The 26,631-nt window shown below is 64.6% G+C and carries 27 protein-coding genes and 1 pseudogene; 14 read left to right on the forward strand and 14 right to left on the reverse strand.

Annotation, left to right across the window (positions count from 1 at the left end):
• Window positions 1-521 precede the first annotated feature (521 nt).
• From ARTB_RS02450 to ARTB_RS02460, 3 genes are read left to right on the forward strand one after another with little or no spacing between them, the layout of a single operon-like run.
• The gene (locus ARTB_RS02450) at window positions 522-803 is read left to right on the forward strand and encodes a DUF3311 domain-containing protein (protein ID WP_043435481.1); all 282 of its coding nucleotides are present in this window, start codon (window positions 522-524) and stop codon (window positions 801-803) included.
• Entirely contained in the window at window positions 800-2,494 is a 1,695-nt protein-coding gene (mctP, locus tag ARTB_RS02455; protein ID WP_243177434.1) for a monocarboxylate uptake permease MctP, read from the forward strand. The genes ARTB_RS02450 and mctP overlap by 4 nt, the downstream gene beginning before the upstream one ends.
• A gap of 50 nt (window positions 2,495-2,544) precedes the next feature.
• Window positions 2,545-2,874 (forward strand): hypothetical protein, encoded by a 330-nt coding sequence (locus tag ARTB_RS02460; protein WP_439954074.1) that lies wholly within the window; start codon window positions 2,545-2,547, stop codon window positions 2,872-2,874.
• Between the two features lie 37 nt (window positions 2,875-2,911).
• Here the strand turns inward: ARTB_RS02460 and ARTB_RS02465 are convergent, their stop codons facing one another.
• On the reverse strand, window positions 2,912-3,607 hold the full coding sequence (locus ARTB_RS02465; RefSeq protein ID WP_243177435.1) for a class I SAM-dependent methyltransferase: 696 nt from the start codon (window positions 3,605-3,607) through the stop codon (window positions 2,912-2,914).
• A 97-nt stretch (window positions 3,608-3,704) separates the two neighbouring features.
• Here ARTB_RS02465 and ARTB_RS02470 point away from each other — a divergent pair, with 97 nt between their 5' ends.
• Window positions 3,705-4,295, forward strand: coding sequence for a helix-turn-helix domain-containing protein (locus tag ARTB_RS02470; protein ID WP_243177436.1), 591 nt, complete (start codon window positions 3,705-3,707; stop codon window positions 4,293-4,295).
• 23 nt (window positions 4,296-4,318) lie between these two features.
• Here ARTB_RS02470 and ARTB_RS02475 read toward each other — a convergent pair whose 3' ends face one another.
• The 3 genes from ARTB_RS02475 to ARTB_RS02485 form a co-directional block, all read right to left on the reverse strand.
• Complete coding sequence (locus tag ARTB_RS02475) at window positions 4,319-4,858, reverse strand: dihydrofolate reductase family protein (protein WP_243177437.1); 540 nt, start codon at window positions 4,856-4,858, stop codon at window positions 4,319-4,321.
• Between the two features lie 32 nt (window positions 4,859-4,890).
• Window positions 4,891-5,397: a hypothetical protein gene (locus ARTB_RS02480; RefSeq protein WP_156945092.1), complete on the reverse strand. Its 507-nt coding sequence runs from the start codon at window positions 5,395-5,397 to the stop codon at window positions 4,891-4,893.
• Between the two features lie 93 nt (window positions 5,398-5,490).
• Entirely contained in the window at window positions 5,491-6,432 is a 942-nt protein-coding gene (locus tag ARTB_RS02485; protein ID WP_243177438.1) for an AraC family transcriptional regulator, read from the reverse strand.
• A gap of 271 nt (window positions 6,433-6,703) precedes the next feature.
• Here ARTB_RS02485 and ARTB_RS02490 point away from each other — a divergent pair, with 271 nt between their 5' ends.
• From ARTB_RS02490 to ARTB_RS02510, 5 genes are read left to right on the forward strand one after another with little or no spacing between them, the layout of a single operon-like run.
• Window positions 6,704-8,050, forward strand: coding sequence for an ABC transporter substrate-binding protein (locus tag ARTB_RS02490; RefSeq protein ID WP_243177439.1), 1,347 nt, complete (start codon window positions 6,704-6,706; stop codon window positions 8,048-8,050).
• A gap of 23 nt (window positions 8,051-8,073) precedes the next feature.
• The gene (locus tag ARTB_RS02495) at window positions 8,074-9,042 is read left to right on the forward strand and encodes a carbohydrate ABC transporter permease (protein WP_243177440.1); all 969 of its coding nucleotides are present in this window, start codon (window positions 8,074-8,076) and stop codon (window positions 9,040-9,042) included.
• Entirely contained in the window at window positions 9,039-9,956 is a 918-nt protein-coding gene (locus tag ARTB_RS02500; RefSeq protein WP_243177441.1) for a carbohydrate ABC transporter permease, read from the forward strand. Before ARTB_RS02495 ends, ARTB_RS02500 begins: the two co-directional genes overlap by 4 nt.
• A gap of 51 nt (window positions 9,957-10,007) precedes the next feature.
• Complete coding sequence (locus ARTB_RS02505; RefSeq protein WP_243177442.1) at window positions 10,008-11,069, forward strand: NAD(P)-dependent alcohol dehydrogenase; 1,062 nt, start codon at window positions 10,008-10,010, stop codon at window positions 11,067-11,069.
• The gene (locus ARTB_RS02510; RefSeq protein ID WP_243177443.1) at window positions 11,069-12,046 is read left to right on the forward strand and encodes a carbohydrate kinase family protein; all 978 of its coding nucleotides are present in this window, start codon (window positions 11,069-11,071) and stop codon (window positions 12,044-12,046) included. Before ARTB_RS02505 ends, ARTB_RS02510 begins: the two co-directional genes overlap by 1 nt.
• A gap of 8 nt (window positions 12,047-12,054) precedes the next feature.
• On the opposite strand, the pseudogene ARTB_RS02520 reads toward ARTB_RS02510, so the two are convergent.
• The 6 genes and pseudogenes from ARTB_RS02520 to ARTB_RS02545 form a co-directional block, all read right to left on the reverse strand.
• A pseudogene (locus tag ARTB_RS02520) lies at window positions 12,055-14,698 on the reverse strand (PEP/pyruvate-binding domain-containing protein).
• A gap of 237 nt (window positions 14,699-14,935) precedes the next feature.
• Window positions 14,936-16,072 (reverse strand): PRC and DUF2382 domain-containing protein, encoded by a 1,137-nt coding sequence (locus ARTB_RS02525; RefSeq protein ID WP_243177446.1) that lies wholly within the window; start codon window positions 16,070-16,072, stop codon window positions 14,936-14,938.
• Window positions 16,073-16,675: 603 nt separating this feature from the next.
• Entirely contained in the window at window positions 16,676-17,023 is a 348-nt protein-coding gene (locus ARTB_RS02530) for a hypothetical protein (RefSeq protein WP_243177447.1), read from the reverse strand.
• Window positions 17,024-17,183: 160 nt separating this feature from the next.
• Window positions 17,184-17,630: an Hsp20/alpha crystallin family protein gene (locus ARTB_RS02535; RefSeq protein WP_243177448.1), complete on the reverse strand. Its 447-nt coding sequence runs from the start codon at window positions 17,628-17,630 to the stop codon at window positions 17,184-17,186.
• 332 nt (window positions 17,631-17,962) lie between these two features.
• Window positions 17,963-18,229, reverse strand: a complete 267-nt coding sequence (locus tag ARTB_RS02540) for a GlsB/YeaQ/YmgE family stress response membrane protein (RefSeq protein ID WP_028276267.1) — start codon at window positions 18,227-18,229, stop codon at window positions 17,963-17,965.
• 201 nt (window positions 18,230-18,430) lie between these two features.
• Window positions 18,431-18,868 (reverse strand): MarR family winged helix-turn-helix transcriptional regulator, encoded by a 438-nt coding sequence (locus ARTB_RS02545; protein WP_243177450.1) that lies wholly within the window; start codon window positions 18,866-18,868, stop codon window positions 18,431-18,433.
• A gap of 382 nt (window positions 18,869-19,250) precedes the next feature.
• On the opposite strand from ARTB_RS02545, the gene ARTB_RS02550 reads away from it, so the two are divergent.
• The 4 genes from ARTB_RS02550 to ARTB_RS02565 all read left to right on the forward strand — a co-directional run bounded on the left by ARTB_RS02550 (window position 19,251) and on the right by ARTB_RS02565 (window position 22,369).
• Window positions 19,251-20,090 carry a hypothetical protein gene (locus ARTB_RS02550; protein ID WP_028276269.1) on the forward strand — a complete coding sequence of 280 codons (840 nt, stop codon included), beginning with the start codon at window positions 19,251-19,253 and terminating at the stop codon, window positions 20,088-20,090.
• A complete protein-coding gene (locus ARTB_RS02555; protein WP_028276270.1) occupies window positions 20,087-20,500 on the forward strand; it encodes a phage holin family protein in 414 nt (137 codons plus the stop codon). The genes ARTB_RS02550 and ARTB_RS02555 overlap by 4 nt, the downstream gene beginning before the upstream one ends.
• Before the next feature lie 19 nt (window positions 20,501-20,519).
• A complete protein-coding gene (locus ARTB_RS02560; protein ID WP_243177452.1) occupies window positions 20,520-21,128 on the forward strand; it encodes a DUF3618 domain-containing protein in 609 nt (202 codons plus the stop codon).
• Window positions 21,129-21,247: 119 nt separating this feature from the next.
• Window positions 21,248-22,369, forward strand: coding sequence for a YihY/virulence factor BrkB family protein (locus ARTB_RS02565; protein ID WP_439954082.1), 1,122 nt, complete (start codon window positions 21,248-21,250; stop codon window positions 22,367-22,369).
• A gap of 12 nt (window positions 22,370-22,381) precedes the next feature.
• Here ARTB_RS02565 and ARTB_RS02570 read toward each other — a convergent pair whose 3' ends face one another.
• The 4 genes from ARTB_RS02570 to ARTB_RS02585 form a co-directional block, all read right to left on the reverse strand.
• Entirely contained in the window at window positions 22,382-23,014 is a 633-nt protein-coding gene (locus ARTB_RS02570; RefSeq protein WP_243177456.1) for a CG0192-related protein, read from the reverse strand.
• A gap of 215 nt (window positions 23,015-23,229) precedes the next feature.
• The gene (locus tag ARTB_RS02575; protein WP_243177459.1) at window positions 23,230-23,577 is read right to left on the reverse strand and encodes a DUF6510 family protein; all 348 of its coding nucleotides are present in this window, start codon (window positions 23,575-23,577) and stop codon (window positions 23,230-23,232) included.
• Window positions 23,574-24,311, reverse strand: coding sequence for an FAD-binding oxidoreductase (locus ARTB_RS02580; protein ID WP_243177461.1), 738 nt, complete (start codon window positions 24,309-24,311; stop codon window positions 23,574-23,576). Before ARTB_RS02580 ends, ARTB_RS02575 begins: the two co-directional genes overlap by 4 nt.
• A 10-nt stretch (window positions 24,312-24,321) precedes the next feature.
• Window positions 24,322-24,915, reverse strand: coding sequence for a sulfite oxidase-like oxidoreductase (locus tag ARTB_RS02585; protein ID WP_243177987.1), 594 nt, complete (start codon window positions 24,913-24,915; stop codon window positions 24,322-24,324).
• A gap of 199 nt (window positions 24,916-25,114) precedes the next feature.
• Between ARTB_RS02585 and ARTB_RS02590 the strand changes: the two genes are divergently transcribed.
• The gene (locus tag ARTB_RS02590) at window positions 25,115-26,515 is read left to right on the forward strand and encodes a DHA2 family efflux MFS transporter permease subunit (protein ID WP_439954075.1); all 1,401 of its coding nucleotides are present in this window, start codon (window positions 25,115-25,117) and stop codon (window positions 26,513-26,515) included.
• Window positions 26,516-26,631 lie beyond the last annotated feature (116 nt).

A 26,631-nucleotide genomic window follows, 5' to 3' on the forward strand; every position in this document is an offset into this window, starting at 1 on the left:
CGCCTGGGGTTTGGCCCCCAATTCCCGGCAGCGGCCGCAGGACCACCCACGGTGGGGAACCGGGAAAGGCAGTTTGAAATTGATCGCCTGCTCGCCGCTGTCCGAGGTGCGGACGAGGATTGCCGTAGATCGTGTTGCCGAGGTGGCGCTGCGCTGACCAGAAGCTTCTCGTAGCCGCCCCAGGCGCAATTTACGAGCAGATCGAGGATGCCGTCTTCGGACCGGATCGTTTCAAAAACGTGCGCCGTCTCATCGTCTTTGAGACGGTCGCAGCGCAGCCGCCGTATTTCCCCCGGCAGGTCCGACTGATCGACCGAGCGGCCTGAGCCGGAAACTCGGAACCCGGCGCACGCATCCCGATTCGCGCCGTTCGGCCTTCCGCCGAGGCGTGCTGGCCCTGTCGGAGACGAAGGCCGGTGTCTATTCTGTTCTGTAAAGACCGTTGCGACATGCGGTCTGCAGGTCCCGGCACCTCCCGGGAAGCCTTCCCGCTCCGGGGCCGTCTCGATGAGGAGGCATCGATGTCCAGTCCCGATGTGCCAACACGCGGGCCGGCCAGATCCGGTCCATATGTCATCACCGGAATCCTTTTGACCATCGCCATTGTGGTTCCGCTGTTTGTGCCCGCGTATTCGGTCGATGAGCCGCGCTGGGTGGGTATGCCGTTTTTCTACTGGTACCAGATGATGTGGATTCCGATCACCTCGGCCCTGGTCGGGGTCTCCTACTGGCTAGTGATCAAGGAGGATCGCCGCAGGCGCGAATCGGTGCGCGGCCTGACCAGTCCCGGGGAGGAGCGATGAGCGGGATGGCCCTTCCGCTGGCCGCTCCGGACCGGCCCGTTAACGTCGTGGCACTCACTATTGTGATTATTCTTTTCGTCCTGGTGGCCGTTTTGGGGTTTGTTGCCGCGCGGTGGCGCCGGGGCGAGGAAACGGGGCTGCACAGCCTCGATGAGTGGGGCCTCGGCGGCCGCGGGTTTGGGACCTGGGTGACCTGGTTCCTTCTCGGGGGTGACCTGTATACGGCCTATACCTTTGTGGCCGTTCCCGCTGCGATGTGGGCCACCGGGGCCGTGACCGGCTTCTTCGCGGTGCCGTACACAATCGTTCTGTACCCAATCGTATTCCTCCTGATGAGCCGGTTGTGGTCCGTCTCGCATCGACATGGGTTCGTCACGCCGGCCGACTTCATTGGCGGCCGCTATGGCAGCAGGTCCCTGACCATTGCCGTCGCCATCACCGGCATCGTCGCGACCATGCCGTACATCGCGCTGCAGTTGGTCGGCATCAAGGCTGTGCTCACTGTGCTGGGATTGGGCAGTTCGGAGAACGTTCTGCTGACGGACCTGCCGCTGATCATCGCGTTCGTGGTCCTGGCCGCTTACACCTATACGTCGGGCCTGCGGGCTCCGGCCCTGATCGCCGTTGTGAAGGATCTTTTGATTTACCTGGCAGTGATCGTTGCGGTCATCTACCTGCCGATCAAGTTCGGCGGCTGGGACCCCATCTTCAACTCCGCCGAGGCGAAACTGGGTGCGACCAACCCGGCCACCGGCAAACCCACCGGCGTGTTCATCCCCGGCGCCGCCAGCTACTCCGCCTACTGGACATTGGCCCTGGGCTCTGCCTTGGCGCTGTTTATGTACCCGCACTCCATCACCGGCGTCTTGGCAACCAAGAGCAGGAACACGATCCGTAAGAATGCCGCTGTGCTCCCGCTGTACTCATTGATGCTGGGGCTTTTGGCACTGCTGGGCTACGCGGCCATATTTGCCGGTACCGTGCCGGTCGACCTGAACGGTGCCATCAACCCGCAACTGGTGGTGCCGCAGCTGTTTTTGGACCAGTTCCCTGCGTGGTTTGCCGGCATCGCACTGGCCGCTATCGCCATCGGTGCTCTTGTCCCGGCCGCGATCATGTCAATAGCAGCGGCAAACCTGTTCACCCGCAACATTTACGTCGATCTCATCAGGCCCGATGCCACACCCCGGCAGGAGGCACACGTCTCTAAGATCGCGTCGCTCGTGGTGAAATTCGGTGCCCTGGTATTCGTCATTGCCATGGACCAGTCGGCGGCAATTAACATGCAGCTGCTCGGCGGTATCTGGATCCTGCAGACCTTTCCGGCGATCGTTGCCGGGCTCTACACGCGCTGGTTCCACCGGTGGGCGCTTTTCGGCGGCTGGGCAGCCGGAATCACCTACGGCACCATCGCGGCGTACAACGTGGTCAACCCCGTCACGAAAGCCCACTTTGGCGGCTCAATCGCGGCCATTCCCGGCACGGACACGCAGGTCTACATCGCCGTCACAGCGTTTGCGATCAACCTGATCGTCGCCGCCGGTCTGTCTCTTCTCTTCCACGCAATGAAGCTCCCCGACGGGAAGGACATCACACGCAACTCCGACTACGGCGCCGACGAGAACGATCCGAAGGTCGCCCAGATCGAGCGCGAGCACCCGCTCGGCGAGTCCGGAGCATCCACATTCTGATTCGCTGGAACCCTCGGCGCTGAGAGGCACCCGGTGGCAGACTTTTTGCCATGGAGCCCATGGATTGCCTGGTCATCTACGTCCCCACCGACGCTGCGCCCGCGGTCCGGCAGGCCATTGGCGACGCCGGGGCGGGCAGGCTCGGCAATTACTCCCACTGCTCGTTCAGCCTCGACGGCACCGGGCGTTTTACCCCGTTACCCGGCGCGACCCCGTTCGTCGGCGTCGTCGGTTCCTCCGAGGAGGTGCCGGAAACCCGGATCGAGGCAATCTTCCCCCGATCCCGGCGTAACGCCGTCGTCAATGCCGCGTTGTCCGTCCATCCGTATGAGACGCCGGCGTTCATGACCTACCCGGTAGATGCCAGCCGGCCGGACTGAGCAACACCGGGGGTGCAGCGCGGCGGAAACTGTGAGGTCACCCGCGCCGGGTGGCACGCACGACGACGTCGTGCAGCGGCAACGCACGGTCACCGGGTCCGGGGAGTGTCCGCGTGATCTCCTCGGCACTCGTGATGCTCCATACGGCAGCGTCGAGACCCCCGGTGATGTCCGCGAGGGTGACAGTCGCTTCCGGGGGAGGGCGGTGCCCGTGCCCCGGGGAGGCGGGAGCGTGCAGGTGCCCGACGATCAACAGCGTGCCGCCGGGGGCTACCCAATCCGAGATGCGTTCGTAGAAGGCAAGCTGCGGCATCGCCGGGTGAGCGTAGTGGGTGGTCACAAGGTCGAACCGGCCTCCCGGCGCCCATGACGTCAGGTCCGCCTCGACCCAGGTCACCGTGCCGGACACAGACTGCCCTTCGGCACGCTCGGCCGCTTGGGCGAGGGCAGCGCCTGAAATGTCGGCGCCGGTGACCTGCCAGCCGTGCGCGGCGAGCCAGGTCGCCTCTGCCCCTGTCCCGCACCCGGCATCCAGCGCTGTTCCCGGTGCGAGTCCGCTGGTTTCGCGGATGAGATGCGGGTTCGGGGCAGCCCCTCCCGAATCTGCCTTGGCGGGACCGTGGGCCTGTTCCCAGTGCTGTTGCCAGTAGTCCTTGTCGAAGCTGTGCGTCATCGCGTCACCGTCGCGTCCGCCCGCTGCTTCCCCTGGCGATGTCTCTGCCGTCCCGGCCATGTGGAACCCCTTACGATCTGATGTGCCTTCAGATTTCATGCTCCCGGGCTGGCAGGTGGATGTGCAAGCGGTATTGCCGAATGGCAAAATAGCCCTCATGAACGACGATCTCGACCACACACTCAGCGCCGTCGGGCCGCGTCTCAAGCGCCTGCGACTCCGCCGGGACGTCACCCTCGCAGACCTCGCCGAGCAGACAGGCATCTCCGCCAGCACGCTCTCCAGACTCGAAGCAGGCCTCCGGCGGCCCACTCTCGAGCAGCTCCTCCCCCTGGCCCGCGTGCACGGGGTAACCCTCGACGAACTCGTCGATGCGCCGCCGACCGGCGACCCCCGGCTCAATCTGCGTCCCGTCGCAGGTCCGGACGGGTCGACGATCTTGCCTCTCACGCGCCGCCCGGGCGGCATTCAGGCCTACAAGTTCATCCTCCCCAAGGGCAGGGATGGGCAGGAGCCTCAGCTGCGCACCCACGAAGGCCACGACTGGGCCTATGTCCTCAATGGCACCTTGCGCCTGGTCCTCGGTGAACATGACCTGATCCTGAGGCCCGGCGAAGCCGTGGAGTTCGACACCCGAACCCCGCACTGGTTCGGCGCAACCAGCGCCGGTCCGGTCGGATTCCTCAGCCTTATCGGCAAACAAGGTCACCGCACCCATGTCCGGGCGGCACCCAAGCGCGATAGCTAGGCGCATCCTCTGATGTGCTCTCCTTAGGACCCTGCCGGCGCCATTCGGAGGGCCAGCATCCCGCCTTCAAGGAGTTCAAGTTCGACGATCCGCAGTGTGTACCGGGTTCCGTCCTCCGGCAGCATTTTCCTGCCACGCCCGAGCACGATGGGGGACACCAGCAGGACGTACTCGTCCACGAGGTTCTCCTCCATGAGCGTCTTGGTCAGCGTCGGGCTTCCCCACACGAGCACGTTCTCCCGCTCGCGAAGCTCGCGGACCTGGCCGGGTATGTCGTCGGCGATAATCGTGCTGTTGTTCCAGCCGGCGTGGTCCAGTGTGGTCGACACGACATACTTCGGTATCGCGTTGAAAGTGTCGGCGGTGAAGTCGCCCGACCGCGACGGCCACGAGGCGGCGAAGCCGTCATAGGTGACCCGGCCGAGCAGCATCGAATCCGCCCCGGCCAGAACTTGTTCGTTGTAGGCCACGGTGGCGTCGCTGAAGAACGGGCCCGTCCAGAGCTGGGGCTCCTCGGCGATGTTGTCCAGAGTGGAAAAAGCAGTCACTGTCAGCTTGCCCATGAAGATCTCCTTCAGGTTGTGGCGCCTGGCTGTTATCCGCGGTTTCTGAGCCGGAGTGTTCGTGCCTCGTGGATGGCGGCCAGGGCAACTGCGCTGGCGGCGAGCCTGACGGCGTGGACCCTGTACCACCGCTTCAGCAGGGGGTTGCGGCGCGTCTCACTGAGCGGTTGTGGGCTGAAGAACAGGTCTGGGTTGATGGACCGGAGCAGATAGGCGGTGGCGGCCGCACCCGTCGTCGAGCTGGCCGCAGCAACTAGCAGCCATGGCCTGCTGTCGGCATGATTCCAGCCTGCCACGAGGGCAGCGATCGCCGCCGGCGCATTGATCGGTGCAATCGGTGCGTAATAACGGCCCGGGCTTCCCGCTCCAAAGGGCGAGCGGGGCAGTTCACGGCTTGCTTCAGCGGCCGCGACGCGGTGCGGGATTTTGACGAGGACCTCATAGAGATTGCCGAAAAACCAATGCGCGTGGCTGAACTCCGCCACGCCCAAGATCCGATCAGCGAGAAAATCCCGGCGGCCCGAGGAAGTCTGTCCCATGCCCACAATCTACCGCCGATGCCCATCGCCAGGCCATGGTGACCAGCTCGCGCGCTCCGGGGCGGGAGAATGCAGAACCCCGCGCTGCTGCCGTCAGTGCTGCACCCGCTGACGATAGTCCCGGGGGGTTTCGCCTGCGTCATTGCGGAAATGCCGGTTGAAGTTGGACAGGTTCGTGAAACCCACTTCGTAGCAGATGTCCGAGATCGATTTGTCGCTCCGCTCCAGCAGGCGGCGGGCGTGGGCCAGCCGAAGTTTGCGCACCAGATCACTGAAATTCTGGCCGGTCGCGCGCTTGAAATACTTCGAAAATGTCGGTTCCGACATACCCACCAGCGCCGCCGCCTCGGACATCCTGACGCTGCCGGCGTGGTTGCTGAAGACATACTCGAGGACGAGGTCCACCACCGCCGCGGCCTGCCCGTCCAGTTGCGGCCTGAACCATTCGTCGGCGAGGTAGCGCCGTTCGGTCTCTGGCGCACGCGAAAGAATCGCCAACACGTCAAAGAGATGCTGAACCCGCTGCAATCCGGTGGAGGTCCCCATCGCCTCCAGGGAAACGGCGGCGGCCCGGGCTGATCGTCCGAGGAACTCGATCCCACGCGAGGACTGTTCCAGCAAGGGTTTAACCTCGGCCATTTCCGGCAGAATCGAGGCGGCCCTCTCGACCCATTTTCCGTCGAACTGAATGAGGACGTCCCTGCCTTGAAGCACTTCTCCGGGTCTCAGGTCGCTGACCCAGTCGTGCGGCAGCCCCGAACCTACCAGGGCCAGGTGTCCGGCCTCGAAAGTGCCGATGTGGTCTCCCACGATGAACTTTCCGGTGCCTTTCCGGATCAGGTGCAGCTCGTATTCAGGATGGTAGTTCCAACGTGCGACCGGGCTGGGGTAGTCGTGCTCGTGCCAGCGCACGGAATGGTTGGGGTCTTCCGGAATCACCTCACGGTTGGCCCGCATCCCCAGGAGTCTTTCGGCAAGCCTGGCCGCTGCGCCGTCATTGATGGCCGAGCCGCCGCCTGGGTCCGCCGCGCTCATCGTGGTTCTCCCTGCGTTCGGATCATGACAAATGTGCGGCATCTGTGCCGGCTCTTCCCAGAATAGCGCCCGGATGGGGCCGCCCCCGGAAAATTAGTATCAGAATTCAGCAAGCATCGCGCTAGTTGTGCCCTATGCCACAAGCCTAATCTTGAGGAACACCAGCGAGGCACCCGGCATTGAGGCCCTCGACCCGCTCACCGCCCCGCACCCCGACACAGCAATCGGAGTAGGGCAGCATCGCACCCCCTGACGAACAAAGGAGTCCTTAATGCGCGCAAAAACACGCGTCGCCATGGCGGCAGGCGCCCTGTGCGTGGCACTCAGCGCCTCGGCCTGTGCAGGCGCCGGCGGCGGCAATTCCGCAGGCGACCCGAACAGCATCAATGTCCTGATGGTCAATAACCCCCAAATGGAGGACCTGCAGCGGCTCACCGCTGATAACTTCACGAAGGAAACCGGCATCCGGGTCAACTACACCGTCTTGCCGGAAAACGACGTCCGCGCCAAGATCAGCCAGGAGTTCTCAAGCCAGGCCGGCCAGTACGACATTGCGTCACTGTCCAACTACGAGATCCCGTTCTATTCCGCCAACGGCTGGCTGGCGCCGCTGGACAACGTGGCCAGGGACGCCGAGTTCAACCAGGCGGACATCCTGCCGGCCTACACGGCGTCGTTGACCGGCACGGACGGCAAACTCTACGGCGAACCTTTCTACGGGGAATCCTCCTTCCTGATGTACCGGAAGGACATCTTCGACGCCAAAGGGCTGACCATGCCGGAGAAGCCGACCTGGGACCAGGTCGCCGACCTCGCCGCCAAGGCTGACGGGGCGGCGCCAGGGATGAAGGGCATATGCCTGCGCGGCCAGCCCGGCTGGGGCCAGGTCTTCGCACCACTGACCACCGTGGTGAACACCTTCGGCGGGACCTGGTTCGACAAGGACTGGAATGCGAAGGTCAACGCCCCCGAATTCACCGCAGCCACGGAGTTCTACACCAATCTGGTGCGGGAGCACGGTGAAGCGGGCGCCGCCCAGGCAGGGTTCACCGAATGCCTGAACAACATGAGTCAAAGCAAGGTCGCCATGTGGTACGACGCCACCTCCGCGGCCGGAGCCCTGGAAGCCGAGGCCTCTCCCGTGAAGGGAAAGATCGGTTATGCCCAGGCGCCCGTGAAAGAGACCAAGTCCTCCGGCTGGCTGTGGACCTGGTCCTGGGCGATGCAGGCGGCCTCCAAGAAACAGGAAGCTGCCGCCAAATTTATCGCCTGGGCCAGCTCGAAGAAGTACGAGGAACTGGTCGCGTCCAAGCTCGGCTGGTCCAAGGTCCCATCCGGCAAGCGCATTTCCACGTACGAGAACACCGAGTTCCAGCAGGCCGCGCCGTTCTTCAAGGCCGAACGCTTCGCCATTGAGAACGCGGATCCGACCAACCCCGGTGTCCAGCCGCGGCCGGCGGTCGGCATCCAGTTCGTCGGTATTCCCGAGTTCGCGGCCCTGGGCACCCGGGTGTCCCAAGGTGTGAGCTCCGCCATCGCCGGCCAGGGCTCCGTTGCCGATGCGGTGGCCAAGGGCCAGGAAGCCGCACAAAAAGTCGGCGACAAGTACAAGAAGTAACAACCCAACCGCAGGAGAACATTATGACTACCGCAACGGCGCGCGTCTCCCGGCAAGGGAGCAGCACAGCCAAACCATCCAGGAACGCCAGGGCGCGGGAACGCGCAGTGGCTTGGGCACGGCGGGCACCGCTGCTGCCGGCCCTGGTCTTCCTCATCATCGTCACCCAGCTTCCATTCGTGGTGACCCTGATCATTTCGTTCATGAACTGGAACAGCCTGAGCCCGGACAAGACCGGATTCGCCGGGTTCGAGAACTACATCCAGGTGGTCACCGACCCGTACATGCTCCAGGCAATCCTCACCACCATCGTCGAGACCGTCTCGGTGGTCCTGGTCAGCCTCGGCCTCGGCCTCGGCCTGGCCCTGCTCCTGGACAAAAAGTTCATTGGCCGGGGCCTGGCCCGGACTCTGCTGATCGCACCCTTCCTCATCGTTCCGGTCGCGGCTGCACTCATCTGGAAGCACGCCATCCTCAACCCGGTCTACGGTCTGATCAACGGCTCCCTCACCTGGATCTGGTCGCTCTTCGGCTCCGACGCCCCGCCGCAGCCGGACCTGCTGTCGTCGGCACCCCTGATGGCCATCATCGTCTCCCTGGTCTGGCAGTGGACCCCGTTCATGATGCTCATCCTGCTCGCCGGCCTGCAGTCCCGCCCCATGGACACCGTTGAAGCTGCCCAGATGGACGGTGCCACTCCCTGGGCAATTTTCCGCCACCTCACCCTCCCGCACCTGCGCCAGTATCTGGAACTCGGTGGACTGCTCGGGGCCATCTACATCGTGCAGAACTTCGACGCCACCTTCGTCATCACCTCCGGCGGCCTCGGCACGGCCAACCTGCCCTACGCCATCTACGAGACGTTCTATTACGCCAACGAATACGGCCTGGCCTCAGCGGCCGGCGTCGTGGTGGTCATCGGCACCATCTTCGTGGCGACCTTCGCACTCCGCACCGTATTCTCGCTCTTCAAGAAGGAGGCAGCACGATGAGCACCCTCACCCCCGCCGGGCCCAGGTCATCAGTCCCCACCCCGTCCACCTCGACCACGGGATCACGACGCCGGGGCAAGTCACGCATGGACCCCACCCGCAACAACACCGCCGCCGGCATTGCCGCCTGGCTGCTGGCCCTGCTGTTCGCGGTGCCGGTCCTGTGGATGATCCTTACCTCGTTCCATTCCGAAATTGACGCAGCCACCAACCCGCCGTCGATCGCCGCCGACCTTAACCTGGACGCCTACAAGGAGTTCTTCGGCGCAACTTCCGGCGTCAGCCCCTGGCCGTCGCTGATTAACTCCGCCACCGCCTCGATCTTCTCCACCATCCTCGTCCTGCTGCTGGCCATCCCCGCCGCGTACGCCCTGTCAATCCGGCCGGTTAAAAAGTGGACCGACGTTCTGTTCTTCTTTCTCTCCACGAAGATGATGCCCGTCGTCGCCGCAGTCCTGCCGCTCTACCTCTTCGCCAAAACCGCCGGCGCGCTGGATAACATCTGGTTCCTGGTCCTGATGTACACCTCGATGAACCTGCCCATCGCCGTGTGGATGATGCGGTCCTTCCTTGCCGAAGTGCCCGTCGAAATGCTTGAGGCCGCCCAGATCGACGGCGCCACCCTGCTGCTCACGCTCCGAAAGGTCATCGCCCCGGTGGCAATGCCCGGCATCGCCGCCACCGCGCTGATCTGCTTCATCTTCAGCTGGAACGAACTCCTCCTGGCGCGGGTCCTCACCGGCGTCGTGGCCGGCACCGCCCCGGTCTTCCTCACCGGCTTTGTCTCGGGCCAGGGCCTGTTCATTGCCAAGGTCTGCGCCGCCGCCGTCGTGATTTCCCTGCCGGTGCTGTTCGCAGGGTTCGCCGCCCAGGACAAACTCGTCCAGGGTCTCTCCCTTGGTGCAGTGAAATAGCGCCGTCAAATAGCCCGCCACCGCCTCTTCAAACCGCAAAGGATCCCTTCGATGACCACATCAACCGCACAGTCCCGCACCCCCGGACATCCGGAAGTGCCCGCCACCATGCGCGCCGCCGTGCTCAAGCGCCAGGGCGACATGGCCATGGAAACACTGTCCGTCCCGGAGCTGGACGCGGACCAGGTCCTGGTGCAGGTCGCCGCCGTCGGTGTGTGCGGCAGCGACGTCCATTACTATGAGCACGGCCGGATCGGCGACTACGTCGTGGACCACCCGCTGATCCTGGGCCACGAGCTCTCCGGGCGCATCGCCGCCGTCGGCAGCGACGTGGACCCGTCCCGCGTTGGCCGGCGGGTCGCCGTCGAACCCCAGCGGCCCTGCCGCACCTGCAAGCAGTGCAAGGCCGGACGGTACAACCTGTGCCCGGACATCGAGTTCTACGCCACCCCGCCGATCGACGGAGCTTTCACCGAATACGTGAGGATCCAGGACGACTTCGCTTACGACATCCCAGACAGCGTCAGCGACGAGGCGGCAGCCCTCATCGAACCACTCTCCGTCGGCCTCTGGGCCTGCGAACGCGCCCAGATCAAGCCCGGCAGCCGGGTCCTGATCGCCGGAGCCGGCCCCATCGGCATCATCGCCGCCCAAGCCGCCCGCGCTTACGGGGCGACCGAAATTTACATCACGGACATTGCAGAAGAAAGGCTCGCTTTCGCCCTGGAACACGGCGCCACCCATGCCTTGAACGCCTTGACGGACAGTGCCGAAGGGCTCGACGTCGATGCCTTCATTGACGCCTCCGGCGCCCCGCAGGCTGTCCGTTCCGGCATCAAAGCCGTTGGACCGGCCGGCCGGGTCATCCTGGTCGGGCTCGGAGCCGACGACGTCGAACTCCCCGTCTCCTACATCCAGAACCGCGAAATCTGGCTCTCGGGCGTCTTCCGCTACACCAACACCTGGCCGCTGGCCATCCAGCTGATCGCGGACGGAAAAGTAGATCTGGACATCCTGGTGACCGGCAAGTTTGCGCTGGCCGACTCGGAAGAAGCACTCAAAGCGGGCAAGCAGGCCGGTCAGCTCAAAACTGTCGTCTATCCGGGCCGCTGATGCGCATCACCGACGCCACCGCGGCGCCCCGCCTCCCCGCGGGGGACGGTGTCCTGACGGTCATTGGCGAATCCCTTGTCGACATCATCCGCGACCCCCGCGGTCCTGCCGGCGGCCAGGCCCACCCCGGGGGCAGCCCCCTCAACGTGGCAGTGGGGGCTGCACGCCTCGACCTCAGGACAATCCTGGTGACCCACTATGGCCTTGACCCGCACGGACTCCGGCTCGAAGAGCATCTGCAAACGAACGGCGTCCAGGTGGTCAACGGCGGAAGCGCGGCCACGTCTACGGCCCTCGCCACCCTGGGATCTGACGGTGCCGCCGAATACGCCTTCTCGATCACCTGGGCAATCAGTGGGGCGTCGCTGCCGGCCCTCGCTGCCGTCAAAGGTTCCACCCACGTCCACACGGGATCTATCGCTACGGTGCTCCCGCCGGGGGAGCAGGCCACCCTTGCCCTGGTAGAGGCCGCCCGGGAACACGCGACGACCAGTTTCGATCCCAATTGCCGGCCCGCGATCAGCCCCGATGCGGCTGCGGCACGCCGGCAGGCGGAAGTGTTCGTGGCGGCGAGCGACATTGTTAAAGCCAGCGACGAAGACCTGCGCTGGCTCTACCCGGACCGGGCACCGGAAGTATCCCTGCGGGCCTGGCTGGAACTGGGGCCGGCGGTTGTGGCCCTGACGCGCGGAGCCTCAGGCCCGGTCATCCTGTCCGGAAACGGGCGGGCCGAGATGGCAGCTGAACCGATCCGAGTGTCAGATACTGTGGGCGCCGGTGATTCCTTCATGGCGGGGCTTATTTCCGGACTCGCCAAACTTGGAGCGCTCGGGGCGGAGGGAAGACGGCAACTGCAGACCCTGACCCTGGATCAGCTCCACGCAGTCGCCTCGTACGCGAACCGTGCAGCGGCGATCACCTGCTCCCGAAAGGGCGCCAATCCTCCGTGGTCGGCGGAACTCGGGGAACTGTCCTGATGACGCGGTCAGTCTGCGACCGTGACGGTGCCGGCGTCGCCGTCAACGCGGATCCGTTGGCCGCTGGTGAGCCGCTGGGTGGCCACGCCTGTGCCAAGCACGGCCGGGATGCCGTACTCGCGGGCCACGATCGAGCTGTGGCTCAACGGCCCGCCGACGTCGGTCACCACGGCGGAGGCCATCGCGAACAGCGAGGTCCAGGCCGGGGTGGTGATGCGGGCTACCAGGACGTCCCCGGGCTCCATCAGGCCGAAATCCTGTGGGCCCCTCAGGACGCGGGCCGGGGCGGTGACCCGGCCCGCGCTGGCGCCTACGCCCTTGATGACGTCGCCGAGCTGATCCTGTGGGCCTGCCGGCATCATTGAGCCGAAGGCCCGCTCCATCCACCGGCTCTCCGGCAACAGCTGCGGGGCAGCGGCCTTGGCCTGGCCCCGCCACAGCATCTTGCGCTCCTCGACGGCGCCGGCGCGGACGGGCCGGTCTGCCCCGGTAATTGCCACGGCTGCCGGTGTGCCCGACCCGGCAAGTCCGAACTCGACGGCGCTGCGCAACTCCCGGTGGCGCAGCCAGAAGACGTCGGCGGGCTCGGCGATGACTGCGGAGCCGACGAGCCGTCGGCCCAGCTCGAACAGCATCCGCCGCAGCAGCGGCCACGCCAGCCCGACGTCGGCCAGGGCGTCCTCGCGGATCGGGGCTGCGTTTTGCGCCCACCGGAGCAGCCGGAGGAATGCGGCCCGGCGCCTCGGCCCGAGCCGGGCGACGATTCGGCGGGTTTCATCCTCGCGGCGGGCGGCCGAGAGCCGCTGGCGCTCGTAAGGGTCATTGCCCTGTCCCCGCAGGTAAAACTTCACCGTCTCCAGCAGCGGCGAGGGATCGTCGGCAGGCACCGGACTGACGAAGTCCAGGTTATAGACCGCATGGCCGAACCGGCCGAGGTGCTCCTGGAAGCGGGCCTGCCATTGCTGCCAGGGTGCCGGGTCCACTCCGGCAGGCGGGAACCCGGTGCGTTGCGGCCCGGCCAGCGCGGCGGTGGGTTCGTTGAGGATCGCCGGAGCCAGCCCCGGGACGTCCCGGGCCCAGGCTGCGAGGTCGTACAGCGACTTCTCTGCGCGGATGGGTTCGCTGTCGTAACCGAGGAGGAAAGTCTGGGCGGGGGGATCGCCGTCGCGCCGAACGAACTTGTCGTAGTAGGCCCGGAAGGAGATTTCTTGTTGCGGCGATCGGAATGATGGACTGCACGGCCGTGTAGTACACCGTGCCGGCGTCAAGCAGCGTCTGCACACCCGCCAGCAGTTCCTCTCCGGAGAGCTCCCCGACGGGCTTCGCGGACCAGTCCTTGATCACCTGCTCGTAGCGGGGATGCGAAAATTCCCGCCAGCCCGCCACTCCCATATGCGCCTTGCCGCGGGCCAGCGCACGCATCGCCGTCAGCGATTTGCCCATCACCCGCCACATTCCCGAGTTGCGGTAATAGTAGTAGGCGTAGCCGTTGATAGTGGGCAGCCCGACGTCGTCCTCGCGGATGACCTCCTTGCCGACGGCGCCGGCCATCAGGGCCCTCAGCGACCGTGACACCGAGCCGTCAATGAGGTCGGCGAACAGCGGCGAGAGGGGGTCGGGCAGCTGCTCAACGATGCTTGCCCGGAAGTAGAGCCCGTGCCGGTAGGGCACCGGCCAGGTGTCCGGGATGTCGGCTGCCGGGTCGGGCAGCGCGGTGATGGGCCGGGATTGCAGGATGAAGAACTCGCCACCGGCGCGTGCCCACTCGATATCCTGCGGCGTCCCGAAATGCTCCGTAATCCGTGTTCCGTAACCGGCCAGCTCGGCCGCCGCCCGGTCGTCCAATACGGCCTGCCGGCGGCGCGTCGCCGGCACCGGCTGCTCCAGGGTGCCGCGCTCCGCGTTGACGGTCATGACCTCCTTGTCAGCTGTCCGGCGGGACAGCACACGGCCCGTCCCGGCTTCGACGACGACGTCGTCCGTGGTGACCGATCCGCTGACAACGGACTCGCCCAGGCCCCACGCGGCACTGATCACCGTCTGGTCGCGGCGCCCGTTGGCCGGATTGGCGGTGAACATCACCCCGGCCGCCTCGGCGTCGACCATCTGCTGGACCACGACGGCGAGGCGCACCGTGTCCGGGTCGATGCCTTCACGGGCGCGGTAGGCCATGGCACGCGCTGTCCACAGGGAGGCCCAGCACTCAATCACGGCCGCGGCCACAGCCTCCGTCCCCCGGACGTTGAGGTAGGTTTCCTGTTGCCCGGCGAAGCTGGCTGAGGCGAGGTCCTCGGCCGTGGCGGAGGAGCGCACCGCCACGGCTGTGTCTGCGTCGCCTAGCCTCCCGTAGGCGCCGCCGAGTTCCGCCGCGATGGCGTGTGGCATGGTGCCGCCGGTGAAAAGGGCGCGGATCCGTTTCGAGGCTTCCTCGTAGTCCTGTGGCGCCGCGTGCGGCGACAGAACAGCCAGTTCATGGATGCCGGCCTCGAGATGGTTGGCAGCCACATAATCCGCGTAGGCTGCGGTGTTCAACACGAACCCCGGCGGGACCGGCAGTCCTCCCTGGCTGAGGCCGCCCAGACCGACGCCCTTGCCGCCTACCGCGGCGACGTCGCCGCGCCCCACATCGTCGAAGTTGTTGATGTAGGTCATGACCTCGAGTCCTTTCCGCCCGGAGCCAGGCTCCGTGGTTCAGCCTGATTCCCAACATACTGGCACTGCCGCAGGCGAGAGGCCATAGCCGTACCGGTGGGCAGGGGATCCCAATAGCCCCGCCGGCGGAGGGGTGCGGCCGGGGGCCACCAATCGCTCGCACCCCCGTTCCGACAACAAGATGCCCGGGGCTATGGGTCGCAGCCCTTGCCCGGGGCATCTAAACAATCCGCATGTTCAGCCGCGGCCGGCGTCGGTGCCCTCGGTGCCCTCGCTGTCCTCGCCGCTTTCGCCGTCAAAGTGTTCCTTGTGGACCTTCTCACGGATGGTGACTTCATCTGCGACCGTTTCAGTAACGATGCGGACCCGTTCAACCGGGACGGTCTCCTTGGTCACTATGACGCGCTCTTCGTGAAGGATTACCTCGTCGTCGCTGGCCGGTCGGTTCGAGACCTCGCCGCGGTCTTCCTCGGCAATCGGTTCCCGCTCGATTCGAACCTCTTCGCGTTGCACTGGCACCGTCCTGGTGACGGTTTCCGTCGTGACGTATTTGCGCAGGCGCCCCCGGCCCGTGGCGTCGCGGGTTCCGGCGCGGTCGATTCCGGTGGTGTCCTGCCGTGTCGTGGGTGGCGTTGCGGCGTCGGTGGTGGGTGTCGCTGTGCCGTATCCGGCTGTGCCCGTGGCGTCGGGGGTCTCGGCGCGGTTCGTATCAGCGGCGTCGCGGGTTTGGGCGCGGTGGGTTCCGGTGGTGTCCTGTCGTGTCGTGGGTGGCGTTGCGGCGTCGGTGGTGGGTGTCGCTGTGCCGTATCCGGCTGTGCCCGTGGCGTCGCGGGTCTCGGCGCGGTCGGTATCAGTGGCGTCGCGGGTTTGGGCGCGGTCGGTTCCGGAGGCGTCCTGTCGTGTCGTGGGTGGCGTCGCGGCGTCGGTGGTGGGTGTCGCTGTGCCGTATCCGGCTGTGCCCGTGGCGTCGCGGGTCTCGGCGCGCTCGGTTCCGGAGGCGTCCTGTCGTGTGGCGGATGCTGCGTCAGCTGTATCCGCGTCCGTGTAGGTGCGTCCGCTGTCCATCCGGTAATGCTGGTAGAGCCGGTCTTCCTCGGCAGGCTCCAGAGGCCGATCGGCGTCGATCCTTGGCGCGTCCTTGACCTGATTTTTGTTGTACGGGACGACGATGTCATTGCCCTCCAGCCGAGCACCCTCGAGGGGAACAAATGATTCCGACATCCCGAACAGGCCCGTACGAACGGTTACCCAGCTGGGCTGGCCGGCTTCGTTGTCTACGAAGACCTGGCCGATGGAGCCGATCTTTTCTCCGTCTCCCGACAGGACATTTGCGCCTTGGCTGAGCAGACGGTCAATTTGTTCGGTGGTGAGCATGACCTCTCCTTGGATCTCTTCGGTTGAAATAGTGGCTCCGGTCAGGAGCCCTTGATGGACCGCCCGACCGGTACCGGACAGGACCCTTTGGTGCTGTCCGGTGCTTGGGAAGCGTCCGCGGCACTGCGAACTCCGGGAGGGGCGATGATCAGCCGGCAGTGTGCTCAGCTGAGAACTTCCGAGGCCGACCCGCAGTTCTGGCACCGTCAGGGTCCTGCGCGAGACCTTCGCGAGCGGCGGCCTGAAGCCGAAAGAGAGCGGAGACTGGGGATGAACGTTGTCGCCACCGCCAGTCCGGCTTGGAGCCGGTGGGAAATGTCCAATGGAATGCGCCGCCATTCGATTAGGAGCTGGGACCGGTCCCGTTGCGCAGGGAGTTCTCCCGCGCCGTTTTTCGTGTTATATCACGAGCCCGGTTAGATTAGGAAGCCCCCTTATGAATAGGTGGGCTCCCGGCGGCTGGGCTCCGCCGGAGGGCACGCTGGGAAGCCCGGCGCCCACGAGACGGGCCGGTGAGGACACCCGTGGCGGGCATTCCAGGCCGTACAGGTGGGGTCCTTGCGCGAGGCGATGGCGGAGAGAGAATGGTGAACTGGACCAGGTCTAGTCTTGGTCCAGTTCGTCGAGCAGGGACTTCGCTGCGGCGGCGATGTCATCGTAGTTATTCTGGGCGGCCCGGCTCTGGATGGCGAGAATCGCGCACCGATGCAGCCGGCGGAAATCACCGAAGGGAAAGCTGTAGCGCCCCTTCGTGTCGTGCGTCTTCTCGGCGTCTTCGCCCAGATGCCACGTGCCGTACTCCTTGTACCCGTGCTTGTCGATAAATGCGTTTTCTGCCTCGGCGTCGGGCGCGTGCTCGCTCCAATCGTCACGGGTATCCCGGGCAAACCTCGAGTCCTTGACGAGCTGCCGAGCATGACGCAGCGCCGCGTCGTTGATCTTGATAGTCATGAGGTGGTTTCCGCTCTGTCTCAAATTTCCGGGGCGGGGGCTGCGGAGGCGTGGCGAGGCTGGGCGCCAGTGCACCAAGACCGGCCGCCCCCTTTGCCATGCCAGAAGGCGCACGCGGTCGCCGGTGGGTGCCGGGTGAGTCATGTGCCGGAAAAGCCGTTCAGGTCACGAAGTTCTCCGGTGCTTCCGGTGACTGGTTTCCACCGCGGGAGACGTGGACTTTCGTGGCGGACGGTCCGGACTGCTCCGGGATTTGGGCGCGGATTTCCAAGACACCGTCGATGTAGCTGGCCTCGACGGTGTCAGGGTCCGCGCCGCGGGGCAGCGGGACGCTTCGCGAATATTCGCCGTACCGAACTTCGCTTCGGTAACCCGGTTGATCCTTGTGCGCGGGCTCGGTGCGCCGGGCAGCGATATTCAGGCTGCCCTCGGTGACGGTGATATCGATGTCCTTGTCCGGGTCGATGCCGGGGATGTCGGTTCTGACCACCAAGGTGTTTCCGTCCCGGTATTCTTCGACCCTGAGCCAGGTGTCCGTCTCGCCTTGCAGGAAGCGCCGGACTGGTTCGGGCACGTCGATGCCCGTGCGGCGGAATAGGTTGTCCATGTCTATCTCCTTGCTGTTTAGCATCTCTGGTCTCACGGTGCCGGATGCGCGCGGAGCAATGACTCCTGCAGCTTTAGCGACTACTACTTACGACGGCGACGCCGGAACCGGCCGCCGGAGCTGCGCTCGGAGGCTTTCAAAGCTTGTTCTCGGCGAGGCGTTGCGGGCGGTCGCCCGGCATGAGGTGAAACGTCATGAGGTTGGACTCGGCGGCGCGGGCCGAGAAACGCCGGGAGTTTCCTCCCGGGGTGTTCCAGAACCGGCCCGCAACCGTCTGACAGAAGTCGCAAGGCGTCCTCAGCGGCAGCCCTGCATCCGGAGGTTCGAGGCTGCTACGCCCTGGTCCTACGACCGGCAAGAGCCCCATAGATCAGGAGCACAATAACGGCCCCGAGGATGGAGAGGAGCCAGGTCCGCAGGTCAAAGAAGTCAGCGAGCCCTCCGCCGAAGATCAACGAGCCGATCCAACCTCCGAGGATTGCGCCCACGACGCCAACAACGAGTGTGATCAGCCAGCCGCCTCCTTGACGGCCGGGAAGGACCGCCTTGGCGATAGCTCCGGCGATAAGGCCGAGAATGAGAAAAGCGAGAATTCCCATCTTTGTACTTCCTTTCGGTAGACCGGTCGTGGAATGCGGCCGTACCGGCGATTTAATCAGCATGCATAGTAACGCGCAATACCCGGCTCAGCGGCCTTCTGTCTTGCTCGCCCCTTGCCGGTCCGAACTGCATTGGAAGCGGCGACTGGCCGTGGCGCCGGGCGGGGGAGGCTCAGTGGCAACCAGCCGCGGGAGGCTAGTTCATTGGCGCCGGAGGCCGTCCTTGGGCGGGGAGGGCACGTCGAGCCTGGGGTGCCGGGCCGTGGAGCCTGGGGTGCCGGGCCGTGGAGTCTGAAAGAAATCCACAAACCGGGCGAGTTGCTCAGACAGTGCCTCCCACCCGTCGAAGTCGGCGGGAACGGCCGCACGCTCAGCCCTGGAGGCCGCTTGCAGTGCCGCGCGGCCGGCGTCGGTAATCTCAACCTGAAATTGGCGCCGATCCTCAGGGTTTCGCGTCCTCGTGACCAGCCCCGCGTCCTCGAGCCGGGCAAGGACGCGGCCGAGCGTTTGGCTTTGGACATGAACTCTTGCGGCGAGCTGTTCCTGGTACATCGGGCGGGGTGCCACGGCTTCCAGCGCGATGACGGCGGCACGCGTCAACCCCAGTGGCGCCAAGGCATCGTCGTGGAGGCGTTGCACTAAACGGGCCGCTGAGGTTAGAAGCCGGTAACCGTCCCGGGCGTTGGGCTCACGGGCGAGTATCACGAAGAAGACCTTCCTGATTGGGTGGCAACGAAAGTCACGCTGCCTGCGACGTCGGCACGAAGCGCCGACGCTGGATACCCACCCTATGCATGCCGGGCTCCCTTTTGGCAAGTATGCTTACTATTTTTCACGCGCGGCCCACAGGGCGGGCGGCGATTCACCCGACGGGCGGAAGGTGGACCGTCCGATTTTCGTTCGAGGCCTTGCGCGACATATAGCAAGTGTGCTTAGTATCTAGTTAGTAACCGTGCTTACTAATTTCATCCGGTAGCGCTAGTCACGATCCCAAGCGGACCATTCCTGAAAGAGAGCAACGATGACACAGAACCCATGGGCCCAGGCAGCACCCGAAGCTTCCCCGGACCGGTACGCCGGTGTTGGAGTTGTACCCCCGCAAGGCACGGGACGTGCTGACTCCAAACAGGAAGCGGCCAAGGACGAAGCTGCGGACGTAACGCGGCACGCGGCAGACGCTGCCCAGAACGTCGCCGGGACGGCCAAGGCGGAGGCAGCCAACGTTGCCGCCGAGGTCAAGACCAATGCCCGGGACCTGCTGCACCAGGCAAAGTCCGATCTCACCGAGCAGGCAGGAACCCAGCAGCAGAAGGTCGCCGAAGGTCTGCGGTCCGTCGCCGGCGAATTGCATTCCATGGCTGCCGCCTCTGACCAGCCCGGCGTGGCCACTGACCTCGTCCGCCAAGCTGCCGAGCGGTCCTCCGCTGTTGCGTCCTGGCTCGATGGCCGGGATCCGGGTTCGCTTCTGACCGAGGTCAAGTCCTTTGCCCGGCAGCGCCCGGGCACCTTCCTCCTGCTCGCGGCTGGAGCCGGTGTCCTGGCTGGGCGTCTCAGCCGCAGCTTGAGCGCCGGCGCCCCCGAAGCGACGGGCGCTACCGCTACCGGCACGTCCACTGCTGGCCGGATCCCCGATACCGGGGTAGCGGTTCCGCCGCCGCCGGTACAGATGCCCGCTCCGCAAACCACGACGGCGGGCCTCGCTGACACCTATCCGCCGAATCCGCTGGACTCCGATTTGGGAACCCCCGATCCGCTCCGCGACGCCGGGCAGGGCCGCCGGTCCTCAGAGTCCGTGGCTGGTGAGCCATTGCAGCAGGCTGATCCGCTGCGCGATGACCCCTTTGATGGTGGCCGTCGATGAGCAGCGAAATGCCTCCCACGGCCGCGCAGGCAAAGGCTGAATCGACGTCCCTGGGTGACCTCCTCGGTGAGGTCACACGGGACATGTCCACCCTGATGCGACAGGAAGTGGAACTGGCCAAGGTCGAACTCAAGCAGTCCGCCACCCGGGCAGGCAAAGGCACCGGCATGCTCGCCGGCGCCGGCGTCGCTGGCCATTTCGTGCTCCTGTTCCTGTCTTTGGCGCTCTGGTGGGCGCTGGGGATCGTGATGGGACTGGGCTGGTCCGGCGTTGTTGTCGCCGTCATCTGGGCAGTTGTCGCCGCCGTTCTGGCAGCCATGGGCCGCAAGGAACTGAACGCGATCAAGGGCATGCCGAGGACGGCTGAAACCCTCCAGGAAATCCCGCCCACCCTAAAACCCAACTCCTAAGATTCAGCGAGGAAACACGATGAGCGAAAACCCGGATGTCATCCGAGCAGATATTGAAGCAACCCGTGCCCGCCTGGGCACAAACGTGGACGCCGTCGCTGACAAAGTCACGCCGTCGCATATCGTCCAGCGGCAGACGGATAGAGTCAAAGAGAACGTCAAAGACGCCGTCTTCGGAGTAAAGGATAAAGTCATGGGAGCCGCAGACCATACCGCCGACCACGTCCACTCCACCACCGGAAGCGTCGGCTCGCATGTGAGCGACGCGGGCTCCGCAGTTGCGGGCGCGCCGGGCCAGCTGAAGAACAGGACACAGGGGAACCCATTGGCTGCCGGGTTGATCGCCTTTGGTGCCGGCCTGCTCGTTTCCTCCCTGATCCCGGCCAGTCAGAAGGAGCGTGAAGCCGCTGATGCCCTCAAATCGGCAGCCGAGCCACTCACCACGGAACTGACGGACGCCGCCAAGCAGGTAGCCGAAGGGCTCAAGGCGCCCGCCCAGGAAGCTGTGGAGAACGTCAAGGCCACTGCCGCGGACGCAACCGATCACCTCAAGGCAGACGGGCACGCCGCTGTGGAGGACGTCAAGGATCGGACTGCCGAAGCCAAGGACAACGTTCAGCAGGCCTGAGGCCGCGTCTGAATAAGGCCGGCTGCCCTCGCTGATGCGCTGGGCGGCCGGCCATTTCCCTTAACCCCACGAAGGAATTTCCAATGGCCAAGAACCCAACCAAGGCAGAAAATGAATCCATGACCGACGCCGAAACGGACGAGAGCAGCACCGCCAAGGCCCGCACGGCACCTGCCCCGGACGACTCCCGTAAACCGGACAGCCCGGCCGACGTCACTAAGCCCTCGTGGAAGTACATCGCCAAAAAGACCCTGCGTGAATTCACTAAGGACCAGTGCCCGGATCTCGCCGCAGCACTGACCTATTACGCGGTGCTTTCTATTTTCCCGGCGCTGTTGGCCCTCGTGTCGTTGCTGGGCATTTTCGGGGACGCCAAGAAGACCACATCCGCTCTCATGGAGATCGTTCAAGGATTCGCGCCCGGTGACACCGTTGACGCGATCCGCCAGCCAATCGAGCAGCTCAGCAGTTCCTCCGCTGCCGGCCTCACCCTGGTACTCGGCATCCTCACCGCCCTCTGGTCCGCCTCCGGTTATGTCGGAGCCTTTGGCCGGGCAATGAACCGGATCTACGAAATTGACGAGGGCCGGCCGTTCATCAAACTTCGGGGCACGATGCTCGCCGTCACCATTGCCGCCGTGCTGATCGTCCTCGTGCTTTCAGCCATGCTAGTGCTGAGCGGGCCGGTGGCGGACGCTGTCGGCAACTCGATCGGCCTGGGCGGGGCCGTCCTGACGGCGTGGAACATTCTCAAGTGGCCGGTGATTCTGTTGCTCGTGATTCTGGTGATCGCCATCCTCTACTACGCTACGCCGAACGTAAAGCAGCCCAAGTTCCGCTGGATGAGCCTGGGTTCCGCTATCGCCTTGGTCATCTTCCTGCTGGCGTCCTTGGCCTTCGCTTTCTATGTGGCCAACTTCAATAGCTACGAGAAGACCTATGGTGCGATCGGCGGCGTCATCATCTCGCTGCTGTGGCTCTGGATCCTGAACATGTCGTTGCTGTTCGGTGCCGAGTTCGACGCCGAGATGGAGCGTGGACGCCAACTCCAGGCCGGCATTGAGGCCGAAGAGACCATCCAATTGCCGCCACGGGACACGAAACAGAGCGACAAGCTCCAGGCCCGCGAAGAAGAGGACATTCGCCGCGGGCGCGAGCTCCGGGAACAGCACGGGATCCAGCCTGAACGGCAGGAAGGCAATACCCAACCCCGCGACACGGACGGAGTGGGGCGCCCCTAACCCGCGGAAATGTCAGGCATCACTGATGGCGGCGAGTTTGACGTTGTCCTTCTGACCTTCCCATGTGCCGGTCAGCGCGAGCGGGCCGGCCGGTTGCTCATCCAGGTCCAGCCGCCGGATAACAAGCAGGTGAAGGTCAGCAGTCTCGATGGCGGTGCCGGCGTCGGTGGCGCGCGGTGCCGCTGAAGAGACGTCAGGGACTGAATCGAGTTTCGGCCCGGTGCTTCGCACGAAGACCGTCTGGGCCAGGAGTTCCAGGTTTTCCCCTTTTTGGAGGTATTGCTCTGCCTGCGGCCGGCCCAGCATGATGCTCGCCGCCAGCGCTGCCACGTAGATTGGATCGGCGCAGGCATCGTAAACCCACCTCGGGCCGAGAACCGAGTGCTGCATGGTTCCGACCAACCAGGATTCCGCGCCGGCCAAGGGTTGGGCCCTGTACGTGAGTGGGACGTGAAAAGTGGAGTTACCCACCGACACGATGATGGTTTCTATGCCGACCTCGCCGGCGGTGTCGTCGAACCGGTAGGCGCCAACTTTGTGCAGCGCTGCCGTGCCGGGTTCCGTGAACCAGGGCTGGCGGGGCAGCCACTCTGCGAGAAGCTCAAGTTTCGTCGGCTGCAGTTCTGCCTGATGGATGATCGCCATGACTGTAAGCCTAACCGCGCACTGGCGACACGTTGATCAAATAACTAGAGGAAAGGTACTGACCACTGGTTGGCGATCGCCCGGCCGAGTGTCGTTGTTCCAGATCCAGTGGCGCCCATGATGAAGCGTTGAGGGTGTTCAGCATCGTCGCAGACTACCTCTTCACGCCCCCTGCGGTCTTGAGCACGGCGGGGTGCGGATAGCAGAGCAGCGCGTTAGGTCTCCCGGTCGATCTGCAGGTAGCTGAGTCCGCTGACATCGAGCCAGAATTTGGTCGGAGTCTCTACGAGACGCAGCAGGACGCCCCCGCAGGAACTGCAGCGCACAACCATTCCCGGGGCATCGGCATAGACCGCTGCTTCCCCGAAGACCCTGACAGCGCCACAATTCTTGCACCGACCGATCGCTGCAATGATGTCGATGCGGAACAGTTCCCACAGGGGTCCTGCTGCCGCGTTCCCGTCAAGATGAGGTATCGGATTGCCTGCGGTCCCGGCGATATCCTGGTCCTCGAGGCGCGGGTCCTCAGCACCAGGGGAAGCGGAGCCGTTGTTGCCAGTCACCGTGTTCCTCCCGTTCCGCCAAAGCGTTCGGTCTTGATCGAGGCGGCAGGATAGCCCGCCTGCACCATCCACACTGTGACCGTTTCGACAAACATCGTCTGACCGCAGATGAAGATGTCGGGTGCCATGTCCGCCGGCAGGATGCTTGCCAACAGTGTTTCGGCGGTGAGTCGCTTCGGGGCCATTGGCCAGCCCTCCGGAACTTTGCGTGTATAGACATAGTCGACCGTCAGCTTGGGAGATCCCTGGTTCAAGGTGAGCAGCTCCTCCCGATAGAACCCTGCCTCGGGCGATTTCAGCGAGTACAGCAACCGGAACTGTGAAGGATTCACGGATGCCTCGTGGGCGCGGATCATGGACATGAGCGGGACAATGCCGGATCCCCCGGCGATCAGCTGAACCGGGTTGGGGTCGGTCGGAAGCCAGACGAACCAGCCGCCGACGGGCCCCCGGATCTCCAACTGGTCCCCGACCATCAGGTCTCTGACCAGATAGGGGGAGACCTCCCCGTTGGCCAGTTCGTCGACCGTGATCTCCAGGAGTTCGTCCATGCCGGCTGTGGCTACTGAGTAGGACCGCACTGCCGTGTATCCGTCGTCCGCCGTGAGCCGGATATCGATGTGCTGTCCGGCAAGGTTGCCGTTCAGCCCGTCCACGCGCAGGCCGATGGTTCTGGAGGATTCCGTTTCAGGAACGCCGCGGATCACCTCGGCGACGCGCCACAGGGTGCTCATCTGTCCTGCCTCATGAGTAGCGCTCCTCGCGCCAGGGGTCGCCGTAGATGTGGTACCCGTTCGATTCCCAGAAGCCGGGAACATCGTGCGGCATCAGCTCGATGCCATTGATCCACTTCGCACTCTTCCAAAAGTACAAGTGGGGTATCAGCAGGCGGGCGGGGCCACCGTGGGCCCGTTCCAGAGGCTCACCGTCGAATTGCCACGCCACCCATGCCTGGCCGTCCAGCAGGTCCTGCAACGGGACATTGGTCGTATAGCCGCCGTAGGAGTGAGCCGTAGTGAACTCGGACGTTGTTTCCACATCCGCGAACAAGGTGTCCAGGGACACCCCGCGCCACGAGGTGCCCAGCTTGGACCAGCTGGTCACGCAATGAATATCGGTCCGGATGTCGACCTGCGGTAGTGCCAAGAGCTCATCCCAGGACCAGGCGCGGCGCTGCCCAGTCTCCGTAGTAATGAAGAATTCCCAGTCAGCCCGGGCGATATAAGGTGCAGGGCCCGCCGTCAGTACGGGAAAGCTTGGCGTCTCGTATTGGCCGGGTGGTAACGCTGGATTGCCGGTGCGCCGTTTTCCATGAAAACCAGACGAGATGATTCCCATCATGTACCTCCGATGCGGAGCTCCGCCGGTCGAATGTAATCGGTGCCCCAACGATAGGGCAACGGCGGGACAGAGACCAGACATAAAAATATACTCCGGCGACGGGCTGAACGTCCTTCCATATGTGAGTCCGGCAACCGCCGGGGCGGGTGTAGCTTGAAGGATGGGTTCCCTACCGTCGGCGCGTACGCAGAGGCTCGTGCTGTGGATCGCGATTCTCGCTTCCTTTGTGTCGTTTCTCGACGGCAGCGTCATCAACGTAGCGCTGCCGGCCATTTCCCGTGAACTGGGCGGCGGACTGACAACGCAGCAATGGGTTGTCGATGCCTACCTGATCACCCTGGGGTCACTGATCCTGGTCGCCGGTTCGCTCTCTGATTTGTTGGGCCGGGTTGTCATTCTCCGGGCAGGCCTGATCGGGTTCGGCGCGACATCAGTGATGTGTGCGCTGGCACCCACAGCGGACTGGCTGGTCCTTGCCAGGGCGCTTCAAGGCGTGGCGGGCGCCTTGCTGGTGCCCAGCTCTCTGGCTCTGATCACATCAAACTTCGACGAAGCGCCCCGGGCGAAGGCAATCGGCCAGTGGACTGCTGGTACAACCGTGGCTTTCATCGCGGGACCCCTGCTTGGTGGAGTGCTCGTTGATTCGGTGGGCTGGCGCTGGATCTTCGGAATCAACGTCCTGCCCATTGCCGTGACCTTGTACTTGCTAGCCGTGCTGCGGGTCAAGGATGTTCGCAAGGAGGGCGTGCGGATCGACTACGCGGGTGCCGTGCTCTGTGTGCTCGGGTTGGCGGGGCCGGTCTACGCGCTGATCGAACAGGGCAACTACGGCTGGGGGAGCCCACTCATTCTGATGCCCCTCGTCCTCGGCATCCTGTGCCTCGCCGGGTTCATTTGGCGGGAAAAGACCGCGAAGCACCCGCTCCTGCCGCTCAGCCTCTTCGCCGTCCGAAACTTTGCCGTCGGCAACGTGGCTACGGCCTTCGTCTACGCCGCGCTTTCGATCGGCGGGTTCATCATCGTGCTTTTCCTGCAGCAGGTTGCCGGTTTTCCGGCGACGTCGGCCGCTCTGGCCTTGCTTCCCGTCAGCCTCGTCAACATTCTCCTGGCTTCATGGTTTGGCTCACTGGCCGGGCGGTTCGGCCCGCGGTGGTTCATGGCATTCGGACCTGTTCTCGCCGGAGTTGGCTACCTCCTGATGCTCGCGTCGGAAATCCCGGTCAACTACTGGACCCAGCTGATGCCCGGGATCCTCCTGTTCGCGGTCGGGCTATCGGCGACAGTCGCACCGCTCACCGCCGCCATTCTCGGTTCGATCTCGGAACAGCAGGCCGGCATCGGCTCGGCAGCGAATAACGCCGTCAGCAGGGTTGCCGGTCTGATCGGCATCTCGCTGGTCGGCCTCGTCATGGGCGGCAAACTTGATCTCGACGGATTTCACCGGGTGGTGACCGTGACGGCGGTGCTGCTCATCCTCGGGGGCATTGTTTCCGCCGTCGGTATCCAGAACCCACGCGAGCGGCCTGCAGTCCGGGCAAGACAGAAAGTCCCATCCCAAATCACCCGGAACTACCGTATTTTCAGACCGGGCAGATAGGGCTAAGGGATTCCATCGGACCGACCGAACCTACCGGCCGAGGTCCTCGGGTTCTGTGCCCTCCCGAGCAGGGAGTATGTAACAGCTGTTACTTACCTTGTTGTAGCAGTATATGA

Source organism: Arthrobacter humicola (assembly GCF_022803015.1).
GTDB lineage: Bacteria > Actinomycetota > Actinomycetes > Actinomycetales > Micrococcaceae > Arthrobacter > Arthrobacter humicola_A.

Coding starts and splice junctions, on each gene's coding strand:
- ARTB_RS02450 (WP_043435481.1), top strand. CDS start 522: ATGTCCAGTCCCGATGTGCCAACACGCGGGCCGGCCAGATCCGGTCCA.
- mctP (WP_243177434.1), top strand. CDS start 800: ATGAGCGGGATGGCCCTTCCGCTGGCCGCTCCGGACCGGCCCGTTAAC.
- ARTB_RS02460 (WP_439954074.1), top strand. CDS start 2,545: ATGGAGCCCATGGATTGCCTGGTCATCTACGTCCCCACCGACGCTGCG.
- ARTB_RS02465 (WP_243177435.1), bottom strand. CDS start 3,607: ATGGCCGGGACGGCAGAGACATCGCCAGGGGAAGCAGCGGGCGGACGC.
- ARTB_RS02470 (WP_243177436.1), top strand. CDS start 3,705: ATGAACGACGATCTCGACCACACACTCAGCGCCGTCGGGCCGCGTCTC.
- ARTB_RS02475 (WP_243177437.1), bottom strand. CDS start 4,858: ATGGGCAAGCTGACAGTGACTGCTTTTTCCACTCTGGACAACATCGCC.
- ARTB_RS02480 (WP_156945092.1), bottom strand. CDS start 5,397: ATGGGACAGACTTCCTCGGGCCGCCGGGATTTTCTCGCTGATCGGATC.
- ARTB_RS02485 (WP_243177438.1), bottom strand. CDS start 6,432: ATGAGCGCGGCGGACCCAGGCGGCGGCTCGGCCATCAATGACGGCGCA.
- ARTB_RS02490 (WP_243177439.1), top strand. CDS start 6,704: ATGCGCGCAAAAACACGCGTCGCCATGGCGGCAGGCGCCCTGTGCGTG.
- ARTB_RS02495 (WP_243177440.1), top strand. CDS start 8,074: ATGACTACCGCAACGGCGCGCGTCTCCCGGCAAGGGAGCAGCACAGCC.
- ARTB_RS02500 (WP_243177441.1), top strand. CDS start 9,039: ATGAGCACCCTCACCCCCGCCGGGCCCAGGTCATCAGTCCCCACCCCG.
- ARTB_RS02505 (WP_243177442.1), top strand. CDS start 10,008: ATGACCACATCAACCGCACAGTCCCGCACCCCCGGACATCCGGAAGTG.
- ARTB_RS02510 (WP_243177443.1), top strand. CDS start 11,069: ATGCGCATCACCGACGCCACCGCGGCGCCCCGCCTCCCCGCGGGGGAC.
- ARTB_RS02525 (WP_243177446.1), bottom strand. CDS start 16,072: ATGCTCACCACCGAACAAATTGACCGTCTGCTCAGCCAAGGCGCAAAT.
- ARTB_RS02530 (WP_243177447.1), bottom strand. CDS start 17,023: ATGACTATCAAGATCAACGACGCGGCGCTGCGTCATGCTCGGCAGCTC.
- ARTB_RS02535 (WP_243177448.1), bottom strand. CDS start 17,630: ATGGACAACCTATTCCGCCGCACGGGCATCGACGTGCCCGAACCAGTC.
- ARTB_RS02540 (WP_028276267.1), bottom strand. CDS start 18,229: ATGGGAATTCTCGCTTTTCTCATTCTCGGCCTTATCGCCGGAGCTATC.
- ARTB_RS02550 (WP_028276269.1), top strand. CDS start 19,251: ATGACACAGAACCCATGGGCCCAGGCAGCACCCGAAGCTTCCCCGGAC.
- ARTB_RS02555 (WP_028276270.1), top strand. CDS start 20,087: ATGAGCAGCGAAATGCCTCCCACGGCCGCGCAGGCAAAGGCTGAATCG.
- ARTB_RS02560 (WP_243177452.1), top strand. CDS start 20,520: ATGAGCGAAAACCCGGATGTCATCCGAGCAGATATTGAAGCAACCCGT.
- ARTB_RS02565 (WP_439954082.1), top strand. CDS start 21,248: ATGACCGACGCCGAAACGGACGAGAGCAGCACCGCCAAGGCCCGCACG.
- ARTB_RS02570 (WP_243177456.1), bottom strand. CDS start 23,014: ATGGCGATCATCCATCAGGCAGAACTGCAGCCGACGAAACTTGAGCTT.
- ARTB_RS02580 (WP_243177461.1), bottom strand. CDS start 24,311: ATGAGCACCCTGTGGCGCGTCGCCGAGGTGATCCGCGGCGTTCCTGAA.
- ARTB_RS02585 (WP_243177987.1), bottom strand. CDS start 24,915: ATGGGAATCATCTCGTCTGGTTTTCATGGAAAACGGCGCACCGGCAAT.